Origin of the sequence: Burkholderia sp. ABCPW 14 (assembly GCF_001523835.1) — a bacterium.
Lineage (GTDB): Bacteria > Pseudomonadota > Gammaproteobacteria > Burkholderiales > Burkholderiaceae > Burkholderia > Burkholderia mayonis.
On the sequence record NZ_LOVS01000159.1, the window covers coordinates 11,105 to 35,159 of the forward strand.

Annotated in this window: 26 protein-coding genes; 22 read left to right on the top strand and 4 right to left on the bottom strand. The window is 68.6% G+C overall.

Annotation, left to right across the window (positions count from 1 at the left end):
• Nucleotides 1-7: 7 nt before the first annotated feature.
• The 17 genes from WS62_RS25695 to WS62_RS25775 all read left to right on the top strand — a co-directional run bounded on the left by WS62_RS25695 (nucleotide 8) and on the right by WS62_RS25775 (nucleotide 15,910).
• Nucleotides 8-415: a hypothetical protein gene (locus tag WS62_RS25695; protein ID WP_066576917.1), complete on the top strand. Its 408-nt coding sequence runs from the start codon at nucleotides 8-10 to the stop codon at nucleotides 413-415.
• Complete coding sequence (bsaS, locus tag WS62_RS25700; RefSeq protein WP_066576920.1) at nucleotides 412-1,722, top strand: SctN family type III secretion system ATPase BsaS; 1,311 nt, start codon at nucleotides 412-414, stop codon at nucleotides 1,720-1,722. Before WS62_RS25695 ends, bsaS begins: the two co-directional genes overlap by 4 nt.
• Nucleotides 1,719-2,183: a BsaT protein gene (locus WS62_RS25705; protein WP_066576921.1), complete on the top strand. Its 465-nt coding sequence runs from the start codon at nucleotides 1,719-1,721 to the stop codon at nucleotides 2,181-2,183. Before bsaS ends, WS62_RS25705 begins: the two co-directional genes overlap by 4 nt.
• Complete coding sequence (locus WS62_RS25710) at nucleotides 2,161-3,372, top strand: SpaN/EivJ family type III secretion system needle length determinant (RefSeq protein WP_066576924.1); 1,212 nt, start codon at nucleotides 2,161-2,163, stop codon at nucleotides 3,370-3,372. The genes WS62_RS25705 and WS62_RS25710 overlap by 23 nt, the downstream gene beginning before the upstream one ends.
• Nucleotides 3,369-4,331 (top strand): type III secretion system cytoplasmic ring protein SctQ, encoded by a 963-nt coding sequence (gene sctQ / locus WS62_RS25715; protein WP_066576930.1) that lies wholly within the window; start codon nucleotides 3,369-3,371, stop codon nucleotides 4,329-4,331. The genes WS62_RS25710 and sctQ overlap by 4 nt, the downstream gene beginning before the upstream one ends.
• On the top strand, nucleotides 4,321-5,010 hold the full coding sequence (gene spaP, locus WS62_RS25720) for a SctR family type III secretion system export apparatus subunit SpaP (RefSeq protein ID WP_066576933.1): 690 nt from the start codon (nucleotides 4,321-4,323) through the stop codon (nucleotides 5,008-5,010). The genes sctQ and spaP overlap by 11 nt, the downstream gene beginning before the upstream one ends.
• Before the next feature lie 34 nt (nucleotides 5,011-5,044).
• A complete protein-coding gene (bsaX, locus tag WS62_RS25725) occupies nucleotides 5,045-5,299 on the top strand; it encodes a SctS family type III secretion system export apparatus subunit BsaX (protein ID WP_010109500.1) in 255 nt (84 codons plus the stop codon).
• Between the two features lie 33 nt (nucleotides 5,300-5,332).
• The gene (gene sctT, locus WS62_RS25730; RefSeq protein ID WP_197422923.1) at nucleotides 5,333-6,082 is read left to right on the top strand and encodes a type III secretion system export apparatus subunit SctT; all 750 of its coding nucleotides are present in this window, start codon (nucleotides 5,333-5,335) and stop codon (nucleotides 6,080-6,082) included.
• 3 nt (nucleotides 6,083-6,085) lie between these two features.
• Nucleotides 6,086-7,231, top strand: coding sequence for an EscU/YscU/HrcU family type III secretion system export apparatus switch protein (locus tag WS62_RS25735; protein WP_066576939.1), 1,146 nt, complete (start codon nucleotides 6,086-6,088; stop codon nucleotides 7,229-7,231).
• A gap of 127 nt (nucleotides 7,232-7,358) precedes the next feature.
• Nucleotides 7,359-7,874: a SycD/LcrH family type III secretion system chaperone BicA gene (gene bicA, locus WS62_RS25740; protein WP_066488330.1), complete on the top strand. Its 516-nt coding sequence runs from the start codon at nucleotides 7,359-7,361 to the stop codon at nucleotides 7,872-7,874.
• Between the two features lie 18 nt (nucleotides 7,875-7,892).
• The gene (gene bipB / locus WS62_RS25745; protein WP_066576946.1) at nucleotides 7,893-9,770 is read left to right on the top strand and encodes a type III secretion system translocon subunit BipB; all 1,878 of its coding nucleotides are present in this window, start codon (nucleotides 7,893-7,895) and stop codon (nucleotides 9,768-9,770) included.
• 41 nt (nucleotides 9,771-9,811) lie between these two features.
• Nucleotides 9,812-11,044 carry an IpaC/SipC family type III secretion system effector gene (locus tag WS62_RS25750; RefSeq protein ID WP_066576951.1) on the top strand — a complete coding sequence of 411 codons (1,233 nt, stop codon included), beginning with the start codon at nucleotides 9,812-9,814 and terminating at the stop codon, nucleotides 11,042-11,044.
• Between the two features lie 132 nt (nucleotides 11,045-11,176).
• The gene (locus WS62_RS25755) at nucleotides 11,177-11,467 is read left to right on the top strand and encodes an H-NS histone family protein (RefSeq protein ID WP_066576953.1); all 291 of its coding nucleotides are present in this window, start codon (nucleotides 11,177-11,179) and stop codon (nucleotides 11,465-11,467) included.
• Between the two features lie 61 nt (nucleotides 11,468-11,528).
• Nucleotides 11,529-12,464, top strand: coding sequence for a type III secretion system needle tip protein SctA (sctA, locus tag WS62_RS25760; protein WP_066576957.1), 936 nt, complete (start codon nucleotides 11,529-11,531; stop codon nucleotides 12,462-12,464).
• Nucleotides 12,465-12,576: 112 nt separating this feature from the next.
• On the top strand, nucleotides 12,577-15,078 hold the full coding sequence (locus WS62_RS25765) for a hypothetical protein (protein ID WP_066576959.1): 2,502 nt from the start codon (nucleotides 12,577-12,579) through the stop codon (nucleotides 15,076-15,078).
• Complete coding sequence (gene bapB, locus WS62_RS25770; protein WP_066576961.1) at nucleotides 15,075-15,356, top strand: T3SS-associated acyl carrier protein BapB; 282 nt, start codon at nucleotides 15,075-15,077, stop codon at nucleotides 15,354-15,356. Before WS62_RS25765 ends, bapB begins: the two co-directional genes overlap by 4 nt.
• The gene (locus WS62_RS25775) at nucleotides 15,353-15,910 is read left to right on the top strand and encodes a lytic transglycosylase domain-containing protein (RefSeq protein ID WP_066576964.1); all 558 of its coding nucleotides are present in this window, start codon (nucleotides 15,353-15,355) and stop codon (nucleotides 15,908-15,910) included. Before bapB ends, WS62_RS25775 begins: the two co-directional genes overlap by 4 nt.
• Here WS62_RS25775 and WS62_RS25780 read toward each other — a convergent pair.
• The 3 genes from WS62_RS25780 to WS62_RS36960 all read right to left on the bottom strand — a co-directional run bounded on the left by WS62_RS25780 (nucleotide 15,904) and on the right by WS62_RS36960 (nucleotide 17,599).
• Nucleotides 15,904-16,281: a hypothetical protein gene (locus tag WS62_RS25780; protein WP_066576966.1), complete on the bottom strand. Its 378-nt coding sequence runs from the start codon at nucleotides 16,279-16,281 to the stop codon at nucleotides 15,904-15,906. The genes WS62_RS25775 and WS62_RS25780 overlap by 7 nt on opposite strands.
• A gap of 40 nt (nucleotides 16,282-16,321) precedes the next feature.
• Nucleotides 16,322-17,107 carry a type III secretion protein BopE gene (locus tag WS62_RS25785; RefSeq protein ID WP_066576968.1) on the bottom strand — a complete coding sequence of 262 codons (786 nt, stop codon included), beginning with the start codon at nucleotides 17,105-17,107 and terminating at the stop codon, nucleotides 16,322-16,324.
• Nucleotides 17,108-17,251: 144 nt separating this feature from the next.
• On the bottom strand, nucleotides 17,252-17,599 hold the full coding sequence (locus WS62_RS36960; RefSeq protein ID WP_231748418.1) for a hypothetical protein: 348 nt from the start codon (nucleotides 17,597-17,599) through the stop codon (nucleotides 17,252-17,254).
• 147 nt (nucleotides 17,600-17,746) lie between these two features.
• Between WS62_RS36960 and bopA the strand changes: the two genes are divergently transcribed.
• From bopA to WS62_RS25815, 5 genes are all read left to right on the top strand, one after another.
• Nucleotides 17,747-19,309: an autophagy evasion T3SS effector BopA gene (gene bopA / locus WS62_RS25790; RefSeq protein WP_066576970.1), complete on the top strand. Its 1,563-nt coding sequence runs from the start codon at nucleotides 17,747-17,749 to the stop codon at nucleotides 19,307-19,309.
• A gap of 136 nt (nucleotides 19,310-19,445) precedes the next feature.
• Entirely contained in the window at nucleotides 19,446-19,898 is a 453-nt protein-coding gene (gene sicP, locus WS62_RS25795; protein WP_066576975.1) for a chaperone SicP, read from the top strand.
• Nucleotides 19,899-20,101: 203 nt separating this feature from the next.
• Nucleotides 20,102-20,773 (top strand): LuxR C-terminal-related transcriptional regulator, encoded by a 672-nt coding sequence (locus tag WS62_RS25800; protein ID WP_082721286.1) that lies wholly within the window; start codon nucleotides 20,102-20,104, stop codon nucleotides 20,771-20,773.
• A gap of 298 nt (nucleotides 20,774-21,071) precedes the next feature.
• Nucleotides 21,072-21,518, top strand: a complete 447-nt coding sequence (locus WS62_RS25810; protein WP_231748419.1) for a hypothetical protein — start codon at nucleotides 21,072-21,074, stop codon at nucleotides 21,516-21,518.
• Nucleotides 21,519-21,834: 316 nt separating this feature from the next.
• Nucleotides 21,835-22,890, top strand: coding sequence for an AraC family transcriptional regulator (locus tag WS62_RS25815; protein ID WP_066576979.1), 1,056 nt, complete (start codon nucleotides 21,835-21,837; stop codon nucleotides 22,888-22,890).
• On the opposite strand, the gene WS62_RS25820 is transcribed toward WS62_RS25815, so the two are convergent.
• Nucleotides 22,881-24,011 (bottom strand): Ig-like domain-containing protein, encoded by a 1,131-nt coding sequence (locus WS62_RS25820; protein WP_442855103.1) that lies wholly within the window; start codon nucleotides 24,009-24,011, stop codon nucleotides 22,881-22,883. The genes WS62_RS25815 and WS62_RS25820 overlap by 10 nt on opposite strands.
• Nucleotides 24,012-24,055 lie beyond the last annotated feature (44 nt).

Below are 24,055 nucleotides of genomic sequence, written 5' to 3' on the forward strand. Positions count from 1 at the left end.
AGAAAAGATGAATGTCGATGTCGTCATGCTCGTCAAACAGAGCATGGAGAAGATGGATTGCGGCAACGCGATCGCGGGCGAGCTCGATGCGCACGCGCCGATCTGCATTGCCTTTCATTCGATGCCCGAAATGTTCGTCGAGCGCGACGACGAGCATGTGACGATCTGGAGCCGGCTCGATTATTCGGGCGAGAGCCAGCTCGCGCGCTGCGCGTTCGATCTGCTCGCCTACCAGATGCCGCGCGGCTCGGACGCGTTCGCGTCGCGCCGGCCGCTGCTGTCGATCGTCGACGACGCGCTGATGCTGCACGGCCGCGTCGAGCCGCGCTGCCTCGCCGACGCCGAAGGTTTCACCGAGGCGCTCGAGACGTTCTACGCGGACCTGTGCGCGATCAGCGAGATTCTCGCGCGATGAAGGCCGCCGGCGATCCGCTCCGGCTGCTGAGGCGGCGCGCGCATCCGCGTCGCATCCAGGGGCCGATCATCGAGGCGCCGCTGCCTGACGTCGCGATCGGCGAGCTGTGCACGATCCGCGCGGCGGCGGGCAGCGACGCGGCGATCGGCCGCGCGCAGGTGGTCGGCTTTGCGCGCGACACCGCGATTCTGAGCACGCTCGGCAGCACGGCCGGGCTGTCGCGGCAAGTCGTGCTCGTGCCGACGGGCGAGCGCATGACGATCGACGTGTCGCCGGCGATGCTCGGCGCGGTCGTCGACGCGACGGGCGGCATCGTCGAGACCTTCGGCGCGTCGCAGCCGGCGCGCGACGCGGCGTCGCGCCGCATGGCGATCGACGCCACGCCGCCCGATTACGCGGCGCGGCGCTCGATCGACCGCCGGCTCGCGACGGGCGTGCGCGCGATCGACGGGCTGCTCACGTGCGGCGTCGGCCAGCGCTTCGGCATCTTCGCGGCCGCGGGCTGCGGCAAGACTTCGCTGATGAACATGATGATCGAGCACGCGGCGGCCGATGTGTACGTGGTCGCGCTGATCGGCGAGCGCGGGCGCGAGGTGTCCGAGTTCGTCGAGCGGCTCAGGCGCTCGGGCAGCCGGGACCGGACGATCGTCGTGTACGCGACGTCGGACCGTTCGTCGGTGGACCGCTGCAACGCGGCGCTCGTCGCGACGACGATCGCCGAGTATTTCCGCGATCTCGGCTGCGACGTGATGCTGTTTCTCGACTCGATGACCCGCTACGCGCGCGCGCTGCGCGATCTCGCGCTCGCGACGGGCGAGGCGCCCGCGCGGCGCGGTTATCCGGCATCGGTGTTCGAGCAGTTGCCGCGGCTGCTCGAGCGGCCGGGGCGCACGGGCGCGGGCAGCATCACCGCGTTCTACACGGTGCTGCTCGAAAACGAAGAGGAGCCCGATCCGATCGGCGACGAGATCCGCTCGATCGTCGACGGCCACGTGTACCTGAGCCGGCAGCTCGGCGCGAAGGGGCATTTCCCGGCGATCGACGTGCTGAGGAGCGCGAGCCGTCTGTTCGACGAGATCGCCGGCGCGCCGCATCGCGCGCTTGCCAGGCGGTTCCGGCAACACCTCGCGCGCATCGACGAGATGCAGGTGTTTCTCGATCTCGGCGAATACCGCCGCGGCGAGAACCCGGAGAACGACGATGCGCTCGACAGGCGTTCCGCGCTCGACGCGTTTTTGCAGCAGGAGATCGACGAGGCGTCGGCGTTCGACGACACGCTTGAGCGGATGCGCGAGGTCGCGTCATGAAGCGGCTCGACGGCGCGCGGCGGCTGCTCGCGGTGCTCGACCGGCGCGGCGACGCGCTGCGCCGGCAGGCGGCGCGCGAACGCGACGCGCTCGCCGGCCTCGACGCACGGATCGCCGAGCAGCGCGCCGCGATCGCGCGCCTGCGCGAGCGGCTCGCGGCGAGCGCGCCGCCGAAGCCGTATGCGCGCAGCGAGCTGATGCGCGTGCGGGGCAAGCAGGCGGCGATTCGTTTCGAGATCGCATGCAAGGCGGTCGAAACCGACGATTTGCTCGAGCGCCGGCAGGCGGCCGAGCAGGCGTTGCGCGACAGCCTGGCCGCGGCGCTCGCGCTCGAGCGGCGGCGAAACAAGCATCGCGACTGGCTCGCGCGCCGCAGGATCGAAAACGATCGGCTGCGCGAATCGGCCGCCGATGCGGACATCACGGAAGGAGCAGGTCATGGGTTCAACCATCAGCATTAGCGCGCCGATCGCATCGGCCGTCGAGCCCGCGCCGCGCGCGGAGCCGGCGGGCGTCGAGCGGACGACCGATTTGCAGCGCGCGTATCGCGAGCAATGCCGCAAGGCGCTCGACAAGCGCGACGACGGGGGCGACTGCGATGCCGCCGACACGGGCCGCGCTCACGCGAAGAAAAAGGCGAAGCGCAAAGGTGAGCCGCCGGTAGCGGCGGTTTGGGCGTGCGTGCCGCATCAGGCGCGGGACCGGGCGATCGCGTTGCGGTTCGACGATGCGCGGCGCGGCGCGGGCGCGCGTGACGCCGGCGTCGAGGCGAGCGTCAAGACGGACGGGGGAGCGAGTGCGGCGCGCCGTGCGAAGACGAGCGTCGAGCCGCGCGGCGAGACTGCGATGCGCGACGACTCGACCGCGCCCGACGCGGTTCGCGCGAAGCGCACGCGAACGCCGGGCGCTTCGATCGCCGACGCGCGCGTGTCGCGCGCGGACGTCGAGACCGCAGCACCGCCTGCATCGGCGCACGCCGCCCCGGCTGCGCACGGGCCATCCGACGGCGGCGCGCGCGTCGCGGCGGGTGAGGCCTCGCCGCGCCCCGCGATGCCGGCGGAAAAGCCGGCGGCCATAGTCGCGTCGCAGTCGCCGTCATCATCGCCGGCACTGGAGACCGCGACCACTGCGGCAGCGGCAGCGGCACCGGCGACGGACATCGCACCGGCGACGCGACGCTCGCCGGCCGGCGCGACGCACGAACGCATTGCCGGCGACGATCCCGGCCGCCCGGGCGATGCATCGCTCGCCGGTTTCCACCGGCCCTTGCAGCCGCAGGGGTCGATGCATGCCGCCGAGCCTCCCGCGCGCGCGCACGATCCGTCACGCGCCGCGCGCCAACGCACGCAGGCCGGCGCGGCGCAAGCGGATGCGCGCGACATCCGCGAAACGCAGGGCACGCAGGTGCGCTACAGCTTCAACTCGTGGGACGGGCGGCCCGCCGTCGATTTGCGTTTCGATCCCGGCGGCGCGCCGCGCGTCGTCAACGCGCAGCCGAGCCACGAGCGCGTGCAGCGCGCGATGGAGCACGGCGTCGATCGCTTGACGCCCGGATGGACCGTCGAATTCGACCGCCAGCGCGCGGACGACGACGGCGGCCGTTCGCCGTGGCGTCGCGCGCGGCAGGAACCGGAGGAGGACGAGCGATGAGCGCGCGCTACACGCTGTTGCGGCGCGTCGCGCCCGCCGAGCTTCCGCTGTACCGGAGCGCGCAGACGCTGCGTGCGGCGGGCGAGCACGCCGCGCTGCGCACGATCGCGCCGCCGCCTGGCTATGCGGCGCTGCGCGCGACCTGGCGCAGCGTCGAGCACGAAGGCTGGATCGACGTCGACGATCTGATGCGCCGCCGCTACCCGGCGCTCGGCGCGCTCGCGTGGCGCGCGTTCGACAAGCGGTATGCACTCGATCTGCTGAGCGGGCAGGACGCCGCAGCAGAGCTGCCCGCGCCGCCGGGCGGCTGGGCCCACGTGCGGCTCGTCGATCTCGTCGAGCGCGAGTTGCCCGCCGAGCCGCTGCTGTGCTTCGACGCGCCGGGCCGCGCGCGCGCGCTGTTCCGCGCGTTTCCGGACGAAGCGCCCGCGACGCGCGCCGTCGCGGACGTCGGTGCGGTGCCGCTCGTGATGCGCTTCGCGATCGGCACGGCGCGCCTGCCGCTCGCGCTGCTGCCCGCCGTCGCGCTGGGCGACGTGCTGCTCGTTCGCGCGCCGCGCAACGTGGTCAGGATCGGCGCGCATGCGCTGTGTGAATTTTGCTGGGAAGGAGAGAACATCATGTTGAACGAACCCCTGTCCGAAGACGCCATCGACGATCTGCACGACGAACGAGCGACGGCGGAGGCGCCGCAGGACGCGCCGCCGCGGACTTTCGACATCGATGCGCTGCCCGTCACGCTGGAGTTCGTGCTGCAGGACGAGCGCGTGACGGTCGCGCAACTCGCGAGTTGCCATCCGGGCCTGGTGCTGCCGCTGCGCGGCGCGCCGGGCGAGGTGACGATTCGCGCGAACGGCCGGCCGTTCGGCTGCGGCGAGCTGATCCAGGTCGGCGAGCAGCTCGCGGTCGAGGTGAAGGCGCTCTGGCTCGCGAAGCCGGCGGCATGCGATGGCGAATAACGAAATCGCGCTGATCGTCCTGCTGACGGCGGCGACGCTCGTGCCGTTCGTCGTCGCGGCGGGCTCGTGCTTCATCAAGTTCTCGATCGTGCTCGTGCTCGTGCGCAACGCGCTCGGCATCCAACAGGTGCCATCGAATCTCGCGCTCAACAGCATCGCGCTCATCATGTCGCTGTTCGTGATGATGCCCGTCGCGCAGAGCGCCTACCGATATCTGCAGCACCATCCGCTCGACGTGATGAACGGCGCGTCGGTCAACGATTTCATCGACGGCGGCCTCGGCGATTACAAGCGCTATCTGACGCGCTATTCCGACCCGGAGCTCGTCCGCTTCTTCGAGCGCGCGCAAGCCGCGCGCCTGAAGGGCGACGACGCGGACGCAGCGGATGCGGACGTGGCCGGCGACGAGCCCGACGGTTTCGACAACTCGCTGTTCACACTGCTGCCGGCGTACGCGCTGACCGAGATCAAGAGCGCGTTCAAGATCGGCTTCTATCTGTACCTGCCGTTCCTCGTCGTCGACATGGTGGTGTCGAGCGTGCTGCTCGCGCTCGGGGTGATGATGATGAGCCCGGTGACCATCTCGGTGCCGATCAAGCTGATCCTGTTCGTCGCGATGGACGGCTGGACGCTGATCAGCAAGGGCTTGATCGAGCAGTACCTGAACCTGATGAAGTAGCCGCGCCGCGGCGCGATTTTTAGGAAGACAAACGATGGCTGAACTCACGTACGCGGGCAACAAGGCGATTCTGCTCGTGATCCTGCTGTGCGCGGCGCCCGTCGCGGTCGCGACCGTCGTGGGCCTCGCGATCGGCCTGTTCCAGACGGTCACGCAACTGCAGGAGCAGACGCTGCCGTTCGGCCTGAAGATGCTCGCGGTGTTCGGCTGCCTGATGATGCTGTCCGGCTGGTTCGGCGGCAAGCTGCTCGCGTTCGCGACCGAGATGCTGTCGATCGGCCTTCGCTGAGCCGCGTCACGTCACGTCATGCCGAGCGACATGATGAATGTCTCGATGGATGCGTTCTACCGGCACATCGGCGCGATCGCGATCGCGTATGCGCGGATCGCGCCGGTGTTCTATCTGCTGCCGTTCCTGAACGACCGGACGATCGTCAACGGGGTCGTGAAGAACACGATCGTATTCGCCGTCATCCTTGGGCTGTGGCCGAGCTTCGCGCATCCGCAAGGCGGCGCGCTCTTCGGCGTCGCGCTGACGGAAGCGGCGGCGGGCCTCGTGCTCGGCGTCGCGCTGTCGCTGCCGTTCTGGGTCGCGACTGCGGTCGGCGAGCTGATCGACAACCAGCGCGGCGCAACCATCAGCGATTCGATCGATCCGGCCACGGGCGTCGAGGCGTCGGCGTTCGCGCCGTTCGTGAGCTTGTTCTACGCGGCCGCGTTCCTGCAGCAGGGCGGCATGCTGACGATCGTCGACGCGCTCGAATCGAGCTATGCGACGGTGCCGACGGGCGCGCTGTTCGACGTCGACCTGCTGCGCGTCGGCGCGCTGCTGACCGATCTCGTCGCGCACGGGCTCGCGCTCGCCGCGCCCGTGCTGATCGTGATGTTCCTGACCGACGCGTTGCTCGGGCTCTTCTCGCGCTTCTGTCCGCAGGTCAACGCGTTCTCGCTGTCGCTGACGGTCAAGAGCCTCGTCGCCTTCGCCGTGTTCCATCTGTATTTCGTGTATGCGGCGCCGCACGAGCTGACGGCGCTGCTGCACGCGCATCCTTTCGGCAGCCTGGTGAAGTGAGCGATGGCGGAGAAAACCGAAAAGCCGACCGCGAAAAAGCTGCGCGACGCGGCGAAGAAAGGTCAGACGTTCAAGTCGAGGGACATCGTCGCGCTCGTCGTGATCGCGGCGGGCGCGTTGTCCGCGGCCGCGGTCGTCGATTTGACGCGCGTCGCCGCCGAATTCGTGCGGATCGCGTCGACGGGCGCGCAGCCGAATCCGGGCGCATACGCGTTCGCGTGGGCGAAGCTGTTCCTGCGGATCGCCGCGCCGTTCGTGCTGATCTGCGCGGTCGCGGGCGCGCTGCCGTCGCTCGTGCAAAGCCGCTTCACGCTCGCGGTCGAAGCGATTCGTTTCGATCTCACGGCGCTCGATCCGGTCAAGGGGATGAAGCGGCTCTTCAGCTGGCGCTCGGTGAAGGAGGCGGTGAAGGCGCTCCTGTACGTCGCCGTGCTCGCGATCGCGGTGCGCGTGTTCGCCGATCTCTATCACCACGACGTCTTCGGGCTGTTCCGCGCGCGGCCGGCGCTGCTCGGCCACATGTGGATCGTGCTGACGGTCCGGCTCGTGCTGCTGTTCCTGCTGTGCGCGCTGCCCGTGCTGATCGTCGACGCCGCCGTCGAGTACTTCCTGTACCACCGCCAGCTGAAGATGGACAAGCACGAGGTGAAGCAGGAATACAAGGAGAGCGAGGGCAATCACGAGATCAAGAGCAAGCGGCGCGAGATCCATCATGAGCTGCTGTCGGAGGAGATCAAGGCGAATGTCGAGCAGTCCGATTTCATCGTCGCGAATCCGACCCACATCGCGATCGGCATCTACGTGAATCCGGACATCGTGCCGATTCCGTTCGTCTCGGTGCGCGAGACCAACGCGCGCGCGCTCGCCGTCATTCGGCATGCCGAAGCGTGCGGCGTGCCCGTCGTGCGCAACGTCGCGCTCGCGCGCTCGATCTATCGCAACTCGCCGCGCCGCTACAGCTTCGTGAATCACGACGACATCGACGGCGTGATGCGCGTGCTGATCTGGCTCAAGGAAGTCGAGGCGGCGAATCGCGGCGGGCCGCCGCCCGAAACGCTTCCCGAGACGGCGCTCGCGCCGGATGCGCGCGGCGGCGAGGAGGCGTCCTGGGCGGACACGTCCGCCGCGGCGGACGATCGAAACGCTTGACAACCCCAAAAGACTGCTTTGTGAAATTTTCCTGAGCGAACGGCGCGTAACGTAGTAACCGTCATTCGACGGCACCGCAACGCGCGCCGACATCCATGTGACTGAAACAATCGAACGAGGTGACGGCATGACGCAACGCGACGTGAACATAGACGACATCGAAGCCGACGAGATGGCGGCGGCGCTGCTGGACGCAGTCCAGAACGGCGCGACGCTGAAGGATCTGCATCAGGTCCCGCAGGACCTGATGGACGGCATCTATGCGTTCGCGTACCGCTTTTATCAGCAGGGGCGGCTCGACGACGCGGAGGTGTTCTTCCGCTTTCTGTGCATCTACGACTTCTATCACGCCGAATACGCGATGGGGCTCGCGGCGGTGTGCCAGTTGAAGAAGGAATACGCGCGGGCGATCGATCTGTATGCGCTCGCGTATTCGCTGTCGAAGGACGACTACCGGCCGATGTTCCATACCGGCCAATGCCATCTGCTGATGGGCAAGGCGCCGCTCGCGCGGCGCTGCTTCGGCATCGTCGTCGAGCGCTCGCGCGACGAGCGCCTCGCGCAGAAGGCGCAGTCCTATCTCGACGGGCTCGACGAAGTGGGCGCCGATGCGGCGCCCGCATCCGCCGAGAACGACCACTAGCCAACAGGAGCTGATCGTATGTCATCTGAAGTGCAGGGCGGATCGGCCGCCAACGCGAACGCTTACCAGACCCATCCGCTGCGCGACGCGGCAAGCGCGCTCGGCACGCTGTCGCCGCAGACGTACGTCGACGTGGTGTCGGCCGCGCAGCGCAATTTTCTCGAGCGAATGTCGCAGCTCGCGTCCGGGCAGTGCGACGCGCAGCCGGCGGCGGACGACGCGCGGCTCGACGACAAGCCGGCGTTGAGCGCGCCGCAGCAACGCGATGCGCCGAAATCCGGCGCGGCGAACGCAAAGGCCCAGGACAACGACAGCCGCGCGAACGGCGCGGCGAAACTCACTGAGCTGCTCGGCGTGCTGATGAGCGTCATCAGCGCGAGCAGCCTGGACGAGCTCAAGCGGCGCTCGGACATCTGGAACCAGATGTCGAAGGCTGCGCAGGACAACCTGAACCGGTTGTCCGATGCGTTCCAGCAGGCGACCGACGCCGCGAAGGCGGCGACCGACGCGGCCGAGCAGGCCGCCGCCGCGGCGAAGCAGGCGGGCGCCGACGCGAAGGCCGCGGATGCGGCCGTCAACGCCGCGCAGAAGCAATACGACGACGCGCTCAAGCAGGGCCTGCCCGACGATCAGCTTCAGACGCTGAAGGCGGCGCTCGATCAGGCGAAGCAGCAGGCGAGCGACGCGCACGGCCAAGCGGACGCGTTGCAGGCCGACGCGACGAAGAAGCTCGACGCTGCGACCGCGCTCGCGACGCAGGCGCGCGAATGCGAGCAGCAGGTCGACGATGCGGTGAAGCAGGCCACGCAGCAATACGGCGCGGGCGCGCCGCAGCGCACGGCGGTATCGCCGACGCTGAGCGGTGCGGCCAAGCTGACGGCTGTGCTCGGCAAGCTGCAGGAGCTGATCTCGGCGGGCAACGTGAAGGAGCTCGAGTCGAAGCAAAAACTCTTCACCGAGATGCAGGCCAAGCGCGAAGCCGAGCTGCAGAAGAAATCCGACGAGTATCAGGAGCAGGTGAAGAAGGCCGAGGAGATGCAGAAGACGATGGGCTGCATCGGCAAGATCGTCGGCTGGGTGATCACCGCTGTGAGCTTCGCGGCGGCTGCGTTCACGGGCGGCGCGAGTCTTGCGCTCGCGGCGGTGGGCCTCGCGCTCGCGGTCGGCGACGAGATCGGCCGCGCGGCGACGGGCGTGTCGTTCATGGACAAGCTGATGCAACCCGTGATGGACACGATCCTGAAGCCGTTGATGGATGCGATCTCGTCGTTTATTACGAAGGCGCTCGTCGCGTGCGGCGTCGATCAGCAGAAGGCCGAGCTCGCCGGCGCGATCCTCGGCGCGATCGTGACGGGCGTCGCGCTCGTGGCCGCGGCGTTCATTGGCGCGTCGGCGGTGAAAGCGGTCGCGTCGAAGGTGATCGACGCGGTGGCGGGCCAGTTGACGAAGCTGATGGATTCGGCGATCGGCAAGATGCTCGTGCAACTGACCGAGAAGTTCTCCGAAAAGGCCGGACTCCAGGCGCTCGGTTCGCGCACCGCGAACGCGATGACGCGGATGCGCCGCGCGATCGGCGTCGAGACGAAGGAGAACAGGATGCTGCTTGCGAACCGGTTCGAGAAGGCGGGCACCGTGATGGATGTCGGCAATCAGGTGTCGCAGGCGGCGGGCGGGATTGTAGTCGGCATCGGGCGCGCGAAGGCGATGGGCCTGCTCGCCGACATCAAGGAAGCAATGTACGACATCAAGCTGCTCGGCGATCTGCTGAAGCAGGCGGTCGATTCGTTCGCCGAGCACAACCGCGTGCTCGCGCAACTGATGCAGCAGATGTCGGATGCGGGCGAGATGCAGACGTCGACGGGCAAGCTGATCCTGCGTAACGCCCGCGCAGTGTAATACGGGCGATCACGTTTGTTTTCGAAATCGAAGAGGTGCGTATGTCAATCGGTGTGCAAAGCAGCGGCATCAACATCAGCAACGCGGAGCTGTCCCGGCTCGCCGACGCGGGGCTGCCCGAGCAAGGCGACAAGGCGGTTCGCGACGACGGCCGCGCGCTCGCGCGTGCGGACGCGGCGCTCGCGGCCGTCGTCGGCGAGCGCGTGTCGCCGCGGCGCGACGCGGACTCGGGCGCGCAGCGCGTCGAGCTCGCTCAGCCGAAGCCGGCCGCGCAGACGCGCGCGACGGACCGGCAGACGGTCTCGGGAATGGAGCGCGAGCACATGCGGCTCGCCGCGAGCCAAATGCCGGCCGTGACGGGCATGCACGACACGCTCGTGCAGCGCCACGTGTCGCCAGGCGATGCGAAGACGCGCGGCGACGACGGCGCGCCGCGCACGGCATCGAGCGAGCCGCAGCGTTTCTCGTTCGCCGAGGACAAGGCGTTCGACGCGATGCTCGCGCTCGGCATCGCGATGCAGAAGAACGTGCAATCGGATCTCGTGATGCAGGGCAAGCTCACGATGCTCGCGCACGACGCAATGATGAGCGCGGCCGCGCAGGATCGCAGCATCGGCGCCACGCAGATGACGGCGGCGATCGCGGGCGGCGCGCTGCAGGCGGCGACCTCGCTCGGCGGCGCCGTGCAGCAGATGAAGGGCTTGAACACGAAGTCGATGTCGATCGAAAAGGAGATGAAGCCGCAGGCGGAACTCAAGCAGTTCCATGCCGAGCAGGCGCTCGAACTGCGCGGCGTCAACAAGCCGGTGTTGTCGACCGACGAGGTGTCGCACGTGAAGGTCAAGCGCGACACCGGGGAGGCCGCGCGCCACAAGATCGACCACGGCGGCGAGCGGATGAGCGACGAGCACGCGAGCGTGCTCGCGCAGGAGGGCCCCGCCCGGCAGCACCGGATCGACATGCACGGCATGCGTCACGAGGAGAACCTCGTGAAGGCGGGCCGCCAGCAGATGAAGGGCGATCTGCTCCAGTCGGGCGGCCAGATCGGCAAGAACCAGATCGACGGATCGTCGGCGCAGCAGCAGGGTGCGGATCGCGCCGAGCAGAAAGAGGACGAGAGCGCGCAGCAGACCGCGATGGCGGCGGCGAGCGCGCGCGACGAAGCCGCGCACCGCGGCCGCGAAGCCGCGCAGAGGGCGATCGACGCGGCGAAGAACCAGATCGCGAACGACAACGCGGTCGCCGCGCAGGTGGCCGGCAATCTGCGGACCTGACGGTTCGCGCCGCGGCGGATGCGGCGGGCGTCGCCCGTCGCGCCGCCGCGTTTCGCGGGACGGGCGATGGCGCTTTTGTGAAAGCCTGCGCCGGCGCCTGTCTCTAAGATCGGAATTCCGATGGTTGAACGCATGGCGACATACAAGGAACTGAAGGCCCGGGCCGAGGCGTTGAGCGCGCAGGCCGAAGCGGCGCGGCAGGCCGAATTGCAGGCCGCGATCGATGACGTGCGCGCGAAGGTGAGCGAGTACGGTCTCACGGCATACGAAGTATTCGGATACCGGAAGAAGCCGGGCGAGCGCAAGCGCGGGGCGGTCCGGCCGAAATATCGCGATCCGGCGACGGGCGTGACCTGGACCGGGCGCGGCATCGAGCCGAAGTGGATCCGCGGCCGCAACCGGGACGAACTCCTGATCAAGTGAAGGCGGGCGCCGCGCATCGCGCGCGCCCTCGATGAATCCGATGGCAGGAAGGTGAAACACGATGAATGTCCATGTCGACATAGGGCGCGCGCTGAGCGCGCGCGATTGGCGGGCCGTCGCGGCGCTCGCGGAAACGATGCCGGTCGACGCCGGCGCGCGGGCGATTGCCGACGACGATCTGCGCGCGGCGGGCGTCGATCGTCGCGTGCCGGAGCAAAAGCTCGGCGCGATGATCGACGAATTCGCGTCGGTCCGGCTGCCCGAGCAGATCGACGGCCGTCTCATTGAAGGCCACCGCGCGGATCTCACGGTGTTCGACGATGCGCGCGTCGCGGTGCGCAGCCACGCGCTCGCGCAGCGCAACCTGCTCGAGCGATGGGAAACCGAGTACCTGGGCGGCACGCTCGACGCCGCGGGCAACGACGGCGGCATGCAGCCGGACCCGATCCTTCAGGGGCTCATCGACGTGATCGGTCAGGGCAAGTCAGACGTCGACGCATACGCGACGATCGTCGAAGGGCTGACGAAATACTTCCAGAACGTCGCCGACGTGATGAGCAAGCTGCAGGACTACATCTCGGCGAAAGACGACAAGAACATGAAGATCGATGGCCGTGCGATCCGCCAGTTGCTGCAGGGCGTCATCGATAATCTGCCGACGATGCAACTGCCGAAAGGCGCGGACATCGCCCGCTGGCGCAAGGAGCTTGGCGATGCGGTGACGATCAGCGACTCGGGCGTCGTGACGATCAATCCGGACAAGCTGATCAAGATGCGCGATTCGCTGCCGGACAGCAGCGACGTGACCTGGGACACCGCCCGCTACCAGGCCTGGAACACCGCGTTCTCCGGCCAGAAGGACAACATCCAGAACGACGTCCAGACGCTCGTCGAGAAATACTCGCACCAGAACTCGAGCTTCGACAATCTCGTCAAGGTGCTGAGCGGCTCGATCTCGACGCTGATGGATACCGCGAAAAGCTATCTGCAGATCTGAACGGGGCCGCGCGAGCGTGCCGTCGCGGCTCGCTGCCGCACGCACCGCGACGACGCGCGCTCGCACGGCCCTTGCTCCGCTCCGAAGCAACCGACAAGAGGAAAAACCCGCCATGCCGCCGTCCATTCACCGTTCTTCGTCCATCAACAGCACGCCGCCCGCGGTCGCGAGCGGCGCCCCGCGTTCGTCCGGGCGCGGCGGCGGTCTCTCGGCCAACGTGACGCGCGTGGCGAGCGCGCGCCGGCACACGATGCCGGACATCGGCGTGCGGCGCGGCGTCGACGACGATCACGACGCGTGCGCGCTGCGCGAATCGTTCCGGCAGCGCCTCGACAGCGTGTCGTCGCGCGCGATGCCGCCGCCCGAGGACGGCCCGCGCGCGGCGGACTCGGCGGCCGGCCGGCCGCATGGCGCGACGTCGCTCGAACAGGCGCGCGCCTACCTGAACGAACTCGCCGGCGATCGTCACGGCGCGCTGACGACGCTCGTCGCGCGACTGAACGGCCACGACCGCCGCGCGCTCGACCATCTCGCGCTGACGGTGCACGCGCTGCACCTGACGGTCGACGACGCGAGCCATGCGAAGACGTTCGCCGGGATCGGCGACGCGCTCGCGTCGTTTCTCGCGGCCGCCGCGCGATCGGGCGCGAAGTCCGGCCCGATGTCGCGCGATCTGTGCGTCGAGGGCAACAAGGACTATCGAAAGCTCTGCGAGCGCGTCGGCGGGTTGCTGAGGACCGACGGCATCGCCGACGCGATGTTCGGCCGCGCACGCGAGCGCGGCGATGCGGCGGCGGACGCGCTCGTGTCCGAGCGGCTCGGCGGCCGGATGGACGGGCACGTGCGCGCGAACGGGATGGTGAACCGGCACGGCGGCGACGCGCAGCTCAGGATGGCGGACGCCGCGCAGCGCTTCGCGCTCGGCGCGCGTCACGCGACGAATCTCGTCGACATGGTCGGCACCGCGCTCGAACTGCTCGGGCGCACCGATCAGTTGCTGAACGACGTTTCGCTGAAGCGGCCGCCGGCCGACCCGGGCGGTGCGCGCGCGACGGGCGGCGAGCCGGCGGCGCCCGCCGGGCCTGCGTCGGGCGCGGCGCCGCAACCGGCCGCGCCGGTCGTCGTCAACAACCATAACGAAAACAACGTGAACGTGAATCTCGACGGGCTGGAGAAGCTCGTCGGCGATCTCGGCAAGATGATGGGTGCGCTGCTGACGCGGATGGACGGTTTCGATCCGTCGCGCGCGCAGCGCCCGGCCGACGATGCGAACGCTCCCGTGCGCGAGCGGACGGGCGGGCACTCGACCGTCGTAAAATCGCCGGTGTCGTTCGCGCAGACGTCCAATGTCACGCCGGGTTCGCCGTCGGCTGACGCGCGCGTCGAGCTGGATGGCGATCGGCCAGGCAGTCGGCAGGCCGGATCGCCGACCGGATTGCAAAACGGACTGCTGCAAACCGGATTGCAAACCGGATCGTCGCGTGCGCCGGCCGACGGCCCGCGTCACGATGCGCCGGCATCGGCGGCGAGCGAGCCGTCCGTCGACCGGCGCACGCCGCCGCCGGCGACCGTCGAACGGGGCGTCGGAACCGATGCGCCGCCGACGGGCGCGTGGCGGCGCGGCGACGACGGCAAGTGGCGAATGGACCGGGCCGATCCGATCGTCAGGACCACCGAAGGCGCGACGCGGATCGATCCGTTCAGCCGCGTCGGCGCGCGCGCGACGCCCGGAGCGGGCGTTACCGGCGCGGCGGGCGAAGCCGGACAACGAAGCATCGCGGATGGGGCGAGCGACAGCGCGGGGGGCGAAGCGGCGCGCCGCGGCGATGCCGGTGCGTTGCGTGACGGGGCGACGGGCGCTTCAGCGCTTCACGTGGGTGACGTGCACGCGCAAGACGTGGCGCGCGACGCAGACGGCACGCGAGTCGCCCGGTCGAACGATTCGAATGTGCGTTCGGGCGGGCAGCCCACGGCCGAGCGCGCGCCGGCGCGCGCCGTGGATGCGTCCAGCGCCGGCGGTACAGGCGAGCCTGCGCCGGGCATGCCGCCCGCGACCGGTTCGTGGTCCCGCGATCCGGTGAGCGGCAAATGGGTTCGCGCGGGCGGCGATACGCCGCTCCGGTCGACGGAAGGCTTCGGCCGGATCGACCCGTTTGCCGGTTCCCGGCGCGATGCGTTCGCGCCGGGTGGCGCGTCCGTATCGTCGTCTTCGTCTTCGTCCGCGCCGGCGGCGACGCCGGCCGCTCCGAGCGTCGCGTCGACGCTTGCATCGACCGGCGCATCGAGCGTCGCGCCCGACGGCGGCGCATGGCCGAGTCCTTCCGCACTGGCGACGCGCAACGTCGATCCCCGGCAGATGAATCGTGCGCAACTGGAGCGTGCGGGCCTTTATCCGCTCGTCGACGACGATGCGCTGTCGTCGGCGCAGGCCGCGCCGACCAACGCGGCCGCCCGGCGCGCATCGCGGCCCGACGTCGGCTTGCCGAGGCCGAACGCGGGCGCGCGGGCGGCGAGGGCGTTTCCGACCGTCGAGCCGGCCGACAGAATCGTGACGACCGAGGGCGCGACGCGCGTCGGCTGGGCCGATTCGATCGATAAAGGCGCGAAGCGATGACGGCCGACTCGTGCCCGAACGACGCCGCCGCGCTCGCGGCGGCGAAGACGTTGTTGGCCGGCATGCTGGCCGTGCCGGAAGCGAAAATCGCGCCGGAGCAGCGGCTGCTCGAGGATCTGGCAATGGATTCGCTCGAATTGATCGAGCTCGCGATGGCGCTCGACGAGGGCTGGAACATCCAGCTCGATCGGGCGCGGCTCGCTGACGTCGCGACGGTAGCCGACGTCGCCGCGCTGCTCGGCGCGGCCGCGCATCCGGACGGCGCGGGCGAAGCATGAGCGCGCGCCGTCCGGACGCGACACGCATGCGCACGCGCGTTACGCGCGTGGCCGCGGCGTTCGCGATCGGCGTCGTGTCGGCGGGCGGCGTCGCGCACGCGGACTGCATCGACGACGCCGCGCGGCGCTACGGTGTCAACGCCGATCTGCTGCGTTCGATCGCGTATCACGAGTCGGGGCTGAATCCGCGCGCGCTGCATCGCAACGACGACGGCTCGACCGACATCGGCCTGATGCAGATCAATTCGGTGCATTTGCCGGCGCTGCGCGATCAGGGAATCGACCGTTTCCGCTTGTACGACGCGTCGGTCAACGCGCGCATCGGCGCGGCGCTGCTGCGCCGGCAGATCGATCAGTACGGCGACACGTGGCGCGCGGTCGGCGCGTACCACTCCCGCACGCCGGGCTTGAGCGAGCGCTATGCGCGCGCGGTTCACGACGTCTATGTCGCGCGGCCCTGGGAAAGAAAAGCGGCCGCGCAGCGGGGCGCGGCCGCGCGCGCGATGCCGGCGCGTGAGCGGGGGCTCGTCATCGAGGAAGCGTCGGTTCAGTGAGACGGCGGTGGCGAGCCGGCGAGTGCGTCGACATGGGCGCTCGCGTGGACGCTTCGATGGCGGCCGGCGAGCAGGCAGTCCGACGTGTGCCTCGATGGGGGCCGCTTCGGCGTGCGACGCGTTCCGTTGCGTCGTGCATCGCTCGATGCTCGACGGGTGTTCGACGCATGGGTGGTGATCGAAAGGCGACCGAACCGTGATCGAACGAGGGCCGACATGCGAGGCCGGTCCGGGCAGTGAATCGAGCCGGGATCGACGAATCGATTGAACTTCTTGACGCCGCCGAAGCCATCGAATCCGGCGTCGAAGTCGTCGAAGTCGTCGAAGTCGTCGAAGTCGTCGAAGTCGTCGAACTCCGCGATCCGGATCATCCAGGCGGACCCGCCGGACGATCCGGACCACGCTACTTCATCACGCGGCGCCCGCCGCGTCCGCTGCTCCCTTCACGTCGCGCGATGCCTCCTGCGCCGCGCGGCGGTACGTGGCGTCGAGCGTCTGCACCGTCTGCCGGAAGCGGGCGAGCGTGTCGGAATGCTCAGCCGGCAACGCGTTCGCGACGAGGTCGATCGCCTGCTGCCGCGCATACGACTGAAGCTCGCGATACTCCGGGCGCGCGGCCAGCTCGGCGCCCATCAGCGTATCGGCGCGCAGCCGGATCTCGGTATAGAGCGGATTCGTGCCGGCGCCGCTCGGTGTGAACACGCCTTGCTTGTCGGCGCCGGGCAGCCCGGTTGCGCGCGCCGCGTCGCCGAGCGCCGTGACGAACGCCGGCCGCACGTTGCCCTCGCGCGTGGCGGGATCCATGCAGAACCGGTCCTTCGCTTCGCTGAAGATTGCGCAGAGCGTTGCTTCGTAGACCTGCCGGCCGAATTCCGCATCTTGCCGGATCTCGGGGGTGCGCGTGTCGGCGACCTGCCTGACCGCCTCGTCGACGAAATGCCGGATCGCCTGTTTCGGGTCGCCGGTGGGCCGATAGCTGCCGACGTAGCGAACGTCCTGCAGCTTGACTCGCGCGGGCGCGCTGTCCGGCGTGCCGCGGCGGAACAGCTGCCCGAGCGTCTCGCCGATCTTGCTGAAGATGCGCTTGATCTGCTGTGCGAACGACGTGCGCGGTCGCGCTTCGCAGTGCTTGGCGTGAACGTCGAACGACGCCTTATTGACATGCGTGAATCCGCCGATTCTCGGGTTGTAAGTCATGTTGTGCTCTCGATTGAGTGGAACGGGATCCGGCACACCCGCCTCCGCGCCGCGTTTCGTTCGACGACGGCGCACGCGTAAAGCGGATATCCGGACCGATTCGATTCTAGGGAGCGAGCCGCGTGGTCCGATTCCATAAATTGCTCATGCGCGGCTGCATGGTGTTCGGGCGGTGACGCGCGTCGAGGTGCAGTCGAGGTGCAGCCATGCGCGGCGGTTCTCGGCGCTGGCGTGAACCGCGACGGATCGTCGTGAATCCTCACGCACCTTCGTGAACGGGCGCGGATGGTCGCGGATGGCGGCAACCGCTTTCGTGGCGACGCCCGGAGACGGATCGATGCCGCGTGGCCGCGTGGGGCGCACATGAGGAAATCGCGTGCGGCGCGCATGCGGGCGCTGTACGCGACGCTGCGCCGCTTGCCGGATGTGCCCGCGTGTGCGCGGCGGCCTGAGCGGAATCTGAAAGCGGCGCCGGACGAATGTCTTCAGCATCGGCGTCAATGTCGAGTTGCAGCGAAGCGCGGTCTGTCGGGTGCGCCGGCTTGCCCGGCGAGCGGCGGTCCGCTCGACAGCCATGCGCGGCGGCGAGCGCGGTTGCCGCGCCGTATCGGAATGTCTCGTAGTCGAGGGGAGAAGCTGATGATCAATGTCGATGCATTCGTCGCGTGCGCGCGGCCCGGGGAGCGAGTCGTCGTCGGCGACGGCGCGCGCGGCCCGGCGGCAGCGGTCGCGAGGCTGGGCATGAAGGAGCGGCTGTTCGCGTTTCTCGCGCACGTCCCGCTGCTCAAGCACTGCGATGCGGTGCGGCGCTACGTCGAGCAGGTTCGCACGGAAAACTGTCGCGTGCTCGAGGTGTTCGTACTCGCGCTGTCGAAGCGATATGGCGCGGAAGGCGCCAAGGCAGCGTTCGACTACGGCGCGCGACGCGACGGCGCGCCGCTCGACCGGCGGCTCGTGCGCAACATGGTGTCGATTGCCGAGCACTTTCACGGAACGGGCGATGCGAAACCGCTGGCCCGGCAGATCGTGTTCCGGACGTGGGAATGCAGCGGCGTCAAGCATCCGGGGCACGCGTCGCTGACGATCAAGAATCAGGTGAACGCCGATACCGGCCGGCATGTGTATGAGCATGTCAGCTGGTGGCCGAACCAGCGCTTGAGCGACAAGGGTTTCGATCGTGTTGACCCGAAGACGCTGAGCGGATATCGGATCGACAAGCGCTCGGAGATTTCGAATGCAACGGAGCAGAGGCTTCGCCAAGGCGACGCGGCGAGGAGAAAGATCCTCGTGAACGGCTACGAATACGCGAATCAGGAAGAGCGTCACGACGCGCGTTTTTTCCCGAGAGCCGGCCAGAAACTGGACAAGGAGGCCGAATGGGGGCTGAGCGCGCGCAAGGTGTATTTCCCGGCGATCGGATTCAACTGTGATAAGCGCGACGCAACCGGCCAGGGCGCGTTCGTGCTGTTCGGGCTGAACGAAGCGGCGATGTTGCGTGACGCGCGCAGCGTGAAACAGGCGGCGACGACGGGCGAGCTCAAATACCGCATGATCAGCAAGAAGGAAAACTGCGCGTCGATGGCGCTGCGCGTGCTGCGCTCCGGCGGCGCCGAGCACTTCGTTCCGTTCAAGGCCGCATGGATCGCAGAGGACCCGAATCGCGCACATGCATACGCGCAGGCCGTGCAGGCGAGGATCGACACGTTGAACCGGCAGCGCGCCGATATCGCGCGCTACTGCGATCGGCTGGGCGATAGCGCATCGGTGCAACAGGCGTGGCGCGCGTTTTCGAAGGCCGGCGAGACATCGGCCGGCCAAGCCGCGCGGGACGCGCTCGCGCCCGAAGCCGAGCGCGGCCACGCTGCGCACGCAAACGCGCACGCGCCGCGGCAAGCGCGGCCCGACGATTACGCGCGCGAAGTCGAGCGGATCGGCGCGTATTTCGCCGCGCTGTCCGCCGGGCGATCCGGCAAGCATCGCGATCGTGCGGACGCGGATCTTGCCGATGCGATGAAGCGCTGCGCGCCGTCGCCTCGCGACGACGTCGCGGCGCTGACGCGCAAGGCGCGCGTGTTCGTCGAGACGCTCGGCCGGCATCTTGGCGCGCCGCCGCCGGACGCCCCATCCGCGCTGCGGATGCTGGCCGCGCACGCGATGATCGGCCAGATCGAGGCGTTCATGGCGATCGCAATCGCCGCCTGAAGGTCGCGGTCGCCTGAAGGTCGCATGGACGCCTCGTGACGGGTGCATGAAGGCCGCGTGAAGCGCGCGCCGCCGCCTCTCGGACAGCGGCGCGCATCGATTCGAATCGCATGATTCAGACGGAGAACCTCGAACGATGAATACGCACACCGAATGGTTGAACGCGCTGAGCGAAGCGGCGGGCGTGCCGCTCGACTTCGATGAGCACGGACAGTGTTTCCTGCTGCTCGACACGCAACTGATGATCTCGATTCGCGACCGGCCCGATGCGCTCGTGCTGTACGGAATGCTCGGCGAATTCCCGGCGCATGCGCCGGCGCAACGCTGGAGACGGATGCTCGCCGTCAATCTCGACCTGTCTGAAACGGGCGGCGGTGGTCTCGGCCTCGACGAGGACACGGCAGCCGTGATGCTGATCGAGCGCATCGCGACGGCGAATCTCGGCGTACGCGAATTCGTCGACGCGTTCGAGGCGTTCGCGTCGCGCCTCGAAAGCCTGATCGACACGTTCGAGCGGATGGACGCCTGCGACGCCGACGCGCGGGACCGTCCGGCGGACTCGCGCGCGGCCCGCGCGTTGCGCGGATGAATCGATGCGAGGGGACGGCGCGCGGCCCGTTCGCTCGCCGCCGCGATCGCCGGACGGCGAGCGAATGAAACGAACGCAACGGACCTGAAATTTTCCGGTGATGTGCGCACGCTACCGTGACGGGCATGCGTGGGCATGGCGGACGGCACATGCGCCGCTCGGGCGTGCGGGACAGGATGCATCGGAGCAACAAAGGGTCGATTATGGTCGTAGAGAGAAAGTGTGAAAGAGTGCTTGTCGTCGACAGGCATCCGATCGTGCGCGACGGCATCGAGGTCGTGCTCGGCAAGGCGTATGCGGGAATCGACGTGCGCGGCGCGATCGACATGGCCGAGGCGAGCGATCTGTGCGGTCGCGCCCGCCCGGATCTCGTGCTGATGGACGTGATGCTGCCGGGCGACGATCCGCTGCCGGCGATGGGCGAGATCCTGCGCACGTATCCGGACATGCGGTTCGTCGTCTTCACCGCGCTCGGCTCGGAGGCGCGCGCGGCGGATGCGATGCGCTTCGGCGCGTCCGGCTATCTGCTGAAGTGGTGCAGCGCGGACGGCATCGTACAGGCGGTCCGGCGCGTGATGGCGGGGCGCGTTCACATCGATCCGTCGCTCGACGAGGCGCAGGTCGCGTCGGCGGTCGGCGGCCGCATGCTTGCGTCGCCCGTCGACAAGCTGACGCGGCGCGAGAAGCAGGTGCTGAAGCTGATCGCCGACGGGATGCGCAATCGCGAGATCGCGTCGCTGCTCAACATCAGCCCGAAGACGGTCGATTGCCATCGGCAGCGGCTGATGCAGAAGCTCGGCGCGCGCAACGTCGCGAACGTGATCCATTGGGCGTATCGATACGGATATGCGAATGCGTGCGCACCGCTGATGTAGCGCGTGGCCGGCGCGAGTTCGCGTTCTATCGCGCGTACGTAGGACATCCTGGCGGGTTCGCGCGCGGCCCGCGCGCTGCGCGGTTGAATCCGCGCGTCGCGACCGCCGGCGTCGTTCGCGCTTGCGCCTCGCGACTCGCGCTGTTCGCGCAGCTTGCGCGATTCGTGCGGCTCGAGCTGCTCGTGCGACGAAGCAGGCGACGCCCGCCTCGCAGCCAGCCGACCGATTTGTGAAAGTGCAGGGCCGATCCGCGGCGGAGAATGAACGTTCGTTAATGTTCAGGACAAGGAAACAGATCATGAAGCCAATCACGAAGCAGTATGAGGCACTCCCGCGGTCGCTGGAGCACCGCCCCGCGCCTTTGAACGATCGAGGCGTCTCGGTCAAAGGACATGCGAAACGGAACGGCGACGAGCGGCATTTGACGATGAGGAGCGAGATCAAGGCCATCAGAATGGATGTGCTCAAGGAGATCCGCTTTAACAGCGCCGTCAGCACCCCAGTGTTGCTTGCGAAACGAAACCGAATTGCCGCGAACGTTCGCGAGGTCGGCGAGAAGCTCGACAGGAAAGGGCTGTTCGGCAAGATGCGCGAAGCGGTCAAATGCGTCGTGCATCGCGGCCTGTATTTCGAACGGCGCGAGCTGAGAAAACTCGATGCGTTCGTCGTTCGGCACATCGGCGACCGGCCCGAGGATCGAAAGTACAAGGTCTTGCCCCAGCGCACGCAGCATCTGACGCCCTGAACGCGCGCCGCGCCCCGCGCGCCCCGGGCAGACGGCTCGCGTCGGGGCGGATGCGCACGCGGGCCGGCGGCGCGGGCGGCGGATGCCGCGCAAGCCCGCCACCCCGTGCGCGGTGCGGCGGAAACGCGGGCGGGCCCGTCGGGCATCTCGATGCACCGCATGCCGCTCGCGCAGCACAGCGCACGACGCATATCGCGCGATGCACGCAGCGGGTTCCGTTTGCGTTGCATGACACGCGCCCCGCGCCGCGCAACTCATGCGACGCGACACACGCAACGCGACACGCACGGCGCCTCTTATTTCACCGGCCTTCACCATGGCGAAGATGCACGCGCTCGGCGGCAGCACGCTGCTGCAGTTCTTTTCCACCGACGACATGCCGCTCGCGCGCGGAACGGCTTTCTGGGGCGCACACGTGTTCCACTGCGAGGAAGTGCGCGCGAAACAGCCGCGGGCGTTTCATGGGCACGGCTTTCTGTGCCGAGGCGAGCGCGGCCGGTTCGTCCGTTTTCGCGGCGCGTCGCTCGACGCGCGGATCACGCAAGCGTGGCTGAGCGCCGCAACGACCGATGCGTATATGACGATCTGCGCGCTGCACGCGGGCGAATGCGTGGTCGAGGCGCCAGGCTCGCCGGACGTGCGCTTTCGCGCGAACGAGCTGTTCGTGCTCGACGGCGGCCGTCCGATGCGCGTGCGCTGGGACGAGCCGTGTTTCAGCGCGCTGAGTTTGCCGCGTTCTTCGTTGGGGCAGACGCTCGGCCAGACGGCGATGGATGCGTCGCCCCCCGCGGTTTCGCTGCAAAGGGGCAGGCTCGCGCCGTTTCTCGCGGCCGATCTGGCGCTCATCGGTGGCCACGCCCCGGCGCTGTCGTCCGACGAGCTCGATTACGTGCTCGCGCGCGCGGCCGACCTCGGCCGCACGCTGCTGCAGGCGGCGCTGTCGGCGCGGACACCGCTCGCCGCGCCCGCGCGCGGTGACCGTCTGCAGGCCGCGTACCGCTACATCGGCCAGCATCTCCATTTGCAGACCCTGACGCCCGACCGGATCGCCGACGCGATCCATTGCTCGCGCACACAGCTTTATCGATTGTTCCGCCACGAATCGCAGACGGTGAAGGCGGCGATTCGCGACGCAAGGTTGAACCGCAGCGTCGGCTACCTCGAGCAACCGGGGCTTGCGCTCAGCATCGGCGAGATCGCGCACGCGTGTGGTTTCCCGGATCAGTCGACGTTCGGCAAGCTGTTTCGCCAGCGCTTCGGCAAGACGCCCGGCGAAGTGCGGCGCGCGGCGCGGGGACGCCGCAGCGAAACCGCGTCGCTCGACGCCGCGAACGGCGTCGACGCGGTGCGCGTGCTGGCCGATCAGCGATAGATCGCGAACTCGATCGCCAAGCCGCCCTGGGGGTTATAAGCCGGCAGGGCGGACAACTGCTGCTCCGTGACTTCGGTCACACGGTCGTCGTCGACGCGGTACCAGATCGAATCCCGCTTCACATAGGCGATGTAATGGCCGCCCGTGTTGAAGTCGAATGCGACGAGGCGGTCAGGGTTCGGCAGATCCGCGTAGCTGAGCGGCATGCCGGTCGTCAGATGGAACGCCTTTGCTTGCGGCGGCGCGTAGCGTATTGCGTCCGCGTTATCCGCCCGATGCAGCGGCATCTGCAGCGCCGCCAATACCTCTGATGTGTATCCCGGACCGTTGCCGGTAAACTGCGGCAGCGCGCGCAGCGCGGCGACGGCTGCGCGCCACCGTCCGTCGAGTTCGCTGGCTGTCGCGGCGTCATAACGGTCGAGCAGCGCGCGAACGGCGGAATCGACAGCGGCGTTCGACAGGATGTCGTCGAGCGCTGTCGAATGGACGGCCAGCTGCAGCGCCGCATGGATGAAGCATGTGTTGCCGAGGTTCGACAAACCGCGCGGCGGTGTGGTCTGCGCAGTGTCGAAGCTGGCCGTCATGCGGTGCGCCGACCGTTCTCCCGTCACGCTCTCGATCCCGGTCGGCAGTACGATTTCGTACCGGCTGTTCGAGTTGAGCGGCACAAGCGGCGTGAAAGAAAGTTGGCGATCGCTCAGCCACGACAACGGGCCGATGGCAACGCTCGCGCGATTGCCGTCGTGTAGCGCGATGTTGCTGACCGAGCGCGGCTCGATCGCACGATCGAATTCGAGCACGATCGTTGGACGGCGCAATGCCGCGTGCGTCGGCGCGACGCCGGCGGATACGACCGCGGGCGGATTCGGCTGCGGCGCCGCTGGTTGTACCGGATTCAAGAGTTGCACGGCCGGCGGCGCGAGCGCGCTCGTGGCGGGCTGGTTCGAATCGTCGCCTCCGCCGCATCCGGCGAACGACGCGACGGCTAGCGCGAGCGCCGAGCTGACGCCGTACGGGCGACGGCGCGTCGTGGCCGAGCCGGTACGGGACGGGCGGACGAGACGATGCGCCGAACGCGGCGCGTTGGGATGGTCAGGGTGTGTCGAAGTGCGTTTCATCATGGCAAGATCGAAGAGGGACATGAACGGGTTCGATGAATAGGCGG

Bases quoted from the DNA above. Each gene is read 5' to 3' on its own strand.
- WS62_RS25780 (WP_066576966.1), bottom strand. From the start codon at position 16,281: ATGATCCGGATCGCGGAGTTCGACGACTTCGACGACTTCGACGACTTC.
- WS62_RS25785 (WP_066576968.1), bottom strand. From the start codon at position 17,107: ATGACTTACAACCCGAGAATCGGCGGATTCACGCATGTCAATAAGGCG.
- WS62_RS25800 (WP_082721286.1), top strand. From the start codon at position 20,102: ATGGTCGTAGAGAGAAAGTGTGAAAGAGTGCTTGTCGTCGACAGGCAT.
- WS62_RS25775 (WP_066576964.1), top strand. From the start codon at position 15,353: ATGAGCGCGCGCCGTCCGGACGCGACACGCATGCGCACGCGCGTTACG.
- WS62_RS25820 (WP_442855103.1), bottom strand. From the start codon at position 24,011: ATGATGAAACGCACTTCGACACACCCTGACCATCCCAACGCGCCGCGT.
- WS62_RS25750 (WP_066576951.1), top strand. From the start codon at position 9,812: ATGTCAATCGGTGTGCAAAGCAGCGGCATCAACATCAGCAACGCGGAG.
- bicA (WP_066488330.1), top strand. From the start codon at position 7,359: ATGACGCAACGCGACGTGAACATAGACGACATCGAAGCCGACGAGATG.
- sicP (WP_066576975.1), top strand. From the start codon at position 19,446: ATGAATACGCACACCGAATGGTTGAACGCGCTGAGCGAAGCGGCGGGC.
- bopA (WP_066576970.1), top strand. From the start codon at position 17,747: ATGATCAATGTCGATGCATTCGTCGCGTGCGCGCGGCCCGGGGAGCGA.
- WS62_RS25815 (WP_066576979.1), top strand. From the start codon at position 21,835: ATGGCGAAGATGCACGCGCTCGGCGGCAGCACGCTGCTGCAGTTCTTT.
- spaP (WP_066576933.1), top strand. From the start codon at position 4,321: ATGGCGAATAACGAAATCGCGCTGATCGTCCTGCTGACGGCGGCGACG.
- sctA (WP_066576957.1), top strand. From the start codon at position 11,529: ATGAATGTCCATGTCGACATAGGGCGCGCGCTGAGCGCGCGCGATTGG.
- bipB (WP_066576946.1), top strand. From the start codon at position 7,893: ATGTCATCTGAAGTGCAGGGCGGATCGGCCGCCAACGCGAACGCTTAC.
- bapB (WP_066576961.1), top strand. From the start codon at position 15,075: ATGACGGCCGACTCGTGCCCGAACGACGCCGCCGCGCTCGCGGCGGCG.
- bsaX (WP_010109500.1), top strand. From the start codon at position 5,045: ATGGCTGAACTCACGTACGCGGGCAACAAGGCGATTCTGCTCGTGATC.
- WS62_RS25710 (WP_066576924.1), top strand. From the start codon at position 2,161: ATGGGTTCAACCATCAGCATTAGCGCGCCGATCGCATCGGCCGTCGAG.
- bsaS (WP_066576920.1), top strand. From the start codon at position 412: ATGAAGGCCGCCGGCGATCCGCTCCGGCTGCTGAGGCGGCGCGCGCAT.
- sctT (WP_197422923.1), top strand. From the start codon at position 5,333: ATGAATGTCTCGATGGATGCGTTCTACCGGCACATCGGCGCGATCGCG.
- WS62_RS36960 (WP_231748418.1), bottom strand. From the start codon at position 17,599: ATGCTGAAGACATTCGTCCGGCGCCGCTTTCAGATTCCGCTCAGGCCG.
- WS62_RS25735 (WP_066576939.1), top strand. From the start codon at position 6,086: ATGGCGGAGAAAACCGAAAAGCCGACCGCGAAAAAGCTGCGCGACGCG.
- WS62_RS25705 (WP_066576921.1), top strand. From the start codon at position 1,719: ATGAAGCGGCTCGACGGCGCGCGGCGGCTGCTCGCGGTGCTCGACCGG.
- sctQ (WP_066576930.1), top strand. From the start codon at position 3,369: ATGAGCGCGCGCTACACGCTGTTGCGGCGCGTCGCGCCCGCCGAGCTT.
- WS62_RS25810 (WP_231748419.1), top strand. From the start codon at position 21,072: ATGAAGCCAATCACGAAGCAGTATGAGGCACTCCCGCGGTCGCTGGAG.
- WS62_RS25755 (WP_066576953.1), top strand. From the start codon at position 11,177: ATGGCGACATACAAGGAACTGAAGGCCCGGGCCGAGGCGTTGAGCGCG.
- WS62_RS25695 (WP_066576917.1), top strand. From the start codon at position 8: ATGAATGTCGATGTCGTCATGCTCGTCAAACAGAGCATGGAGAAGATG.
- WS62_RS25765 (WP_066576959.1), top strand. From the start codon at position 12,577: ATGCCGCCGTCCATTCACCGTTCTTCGTCCATCAACAGCACGCCGCCC.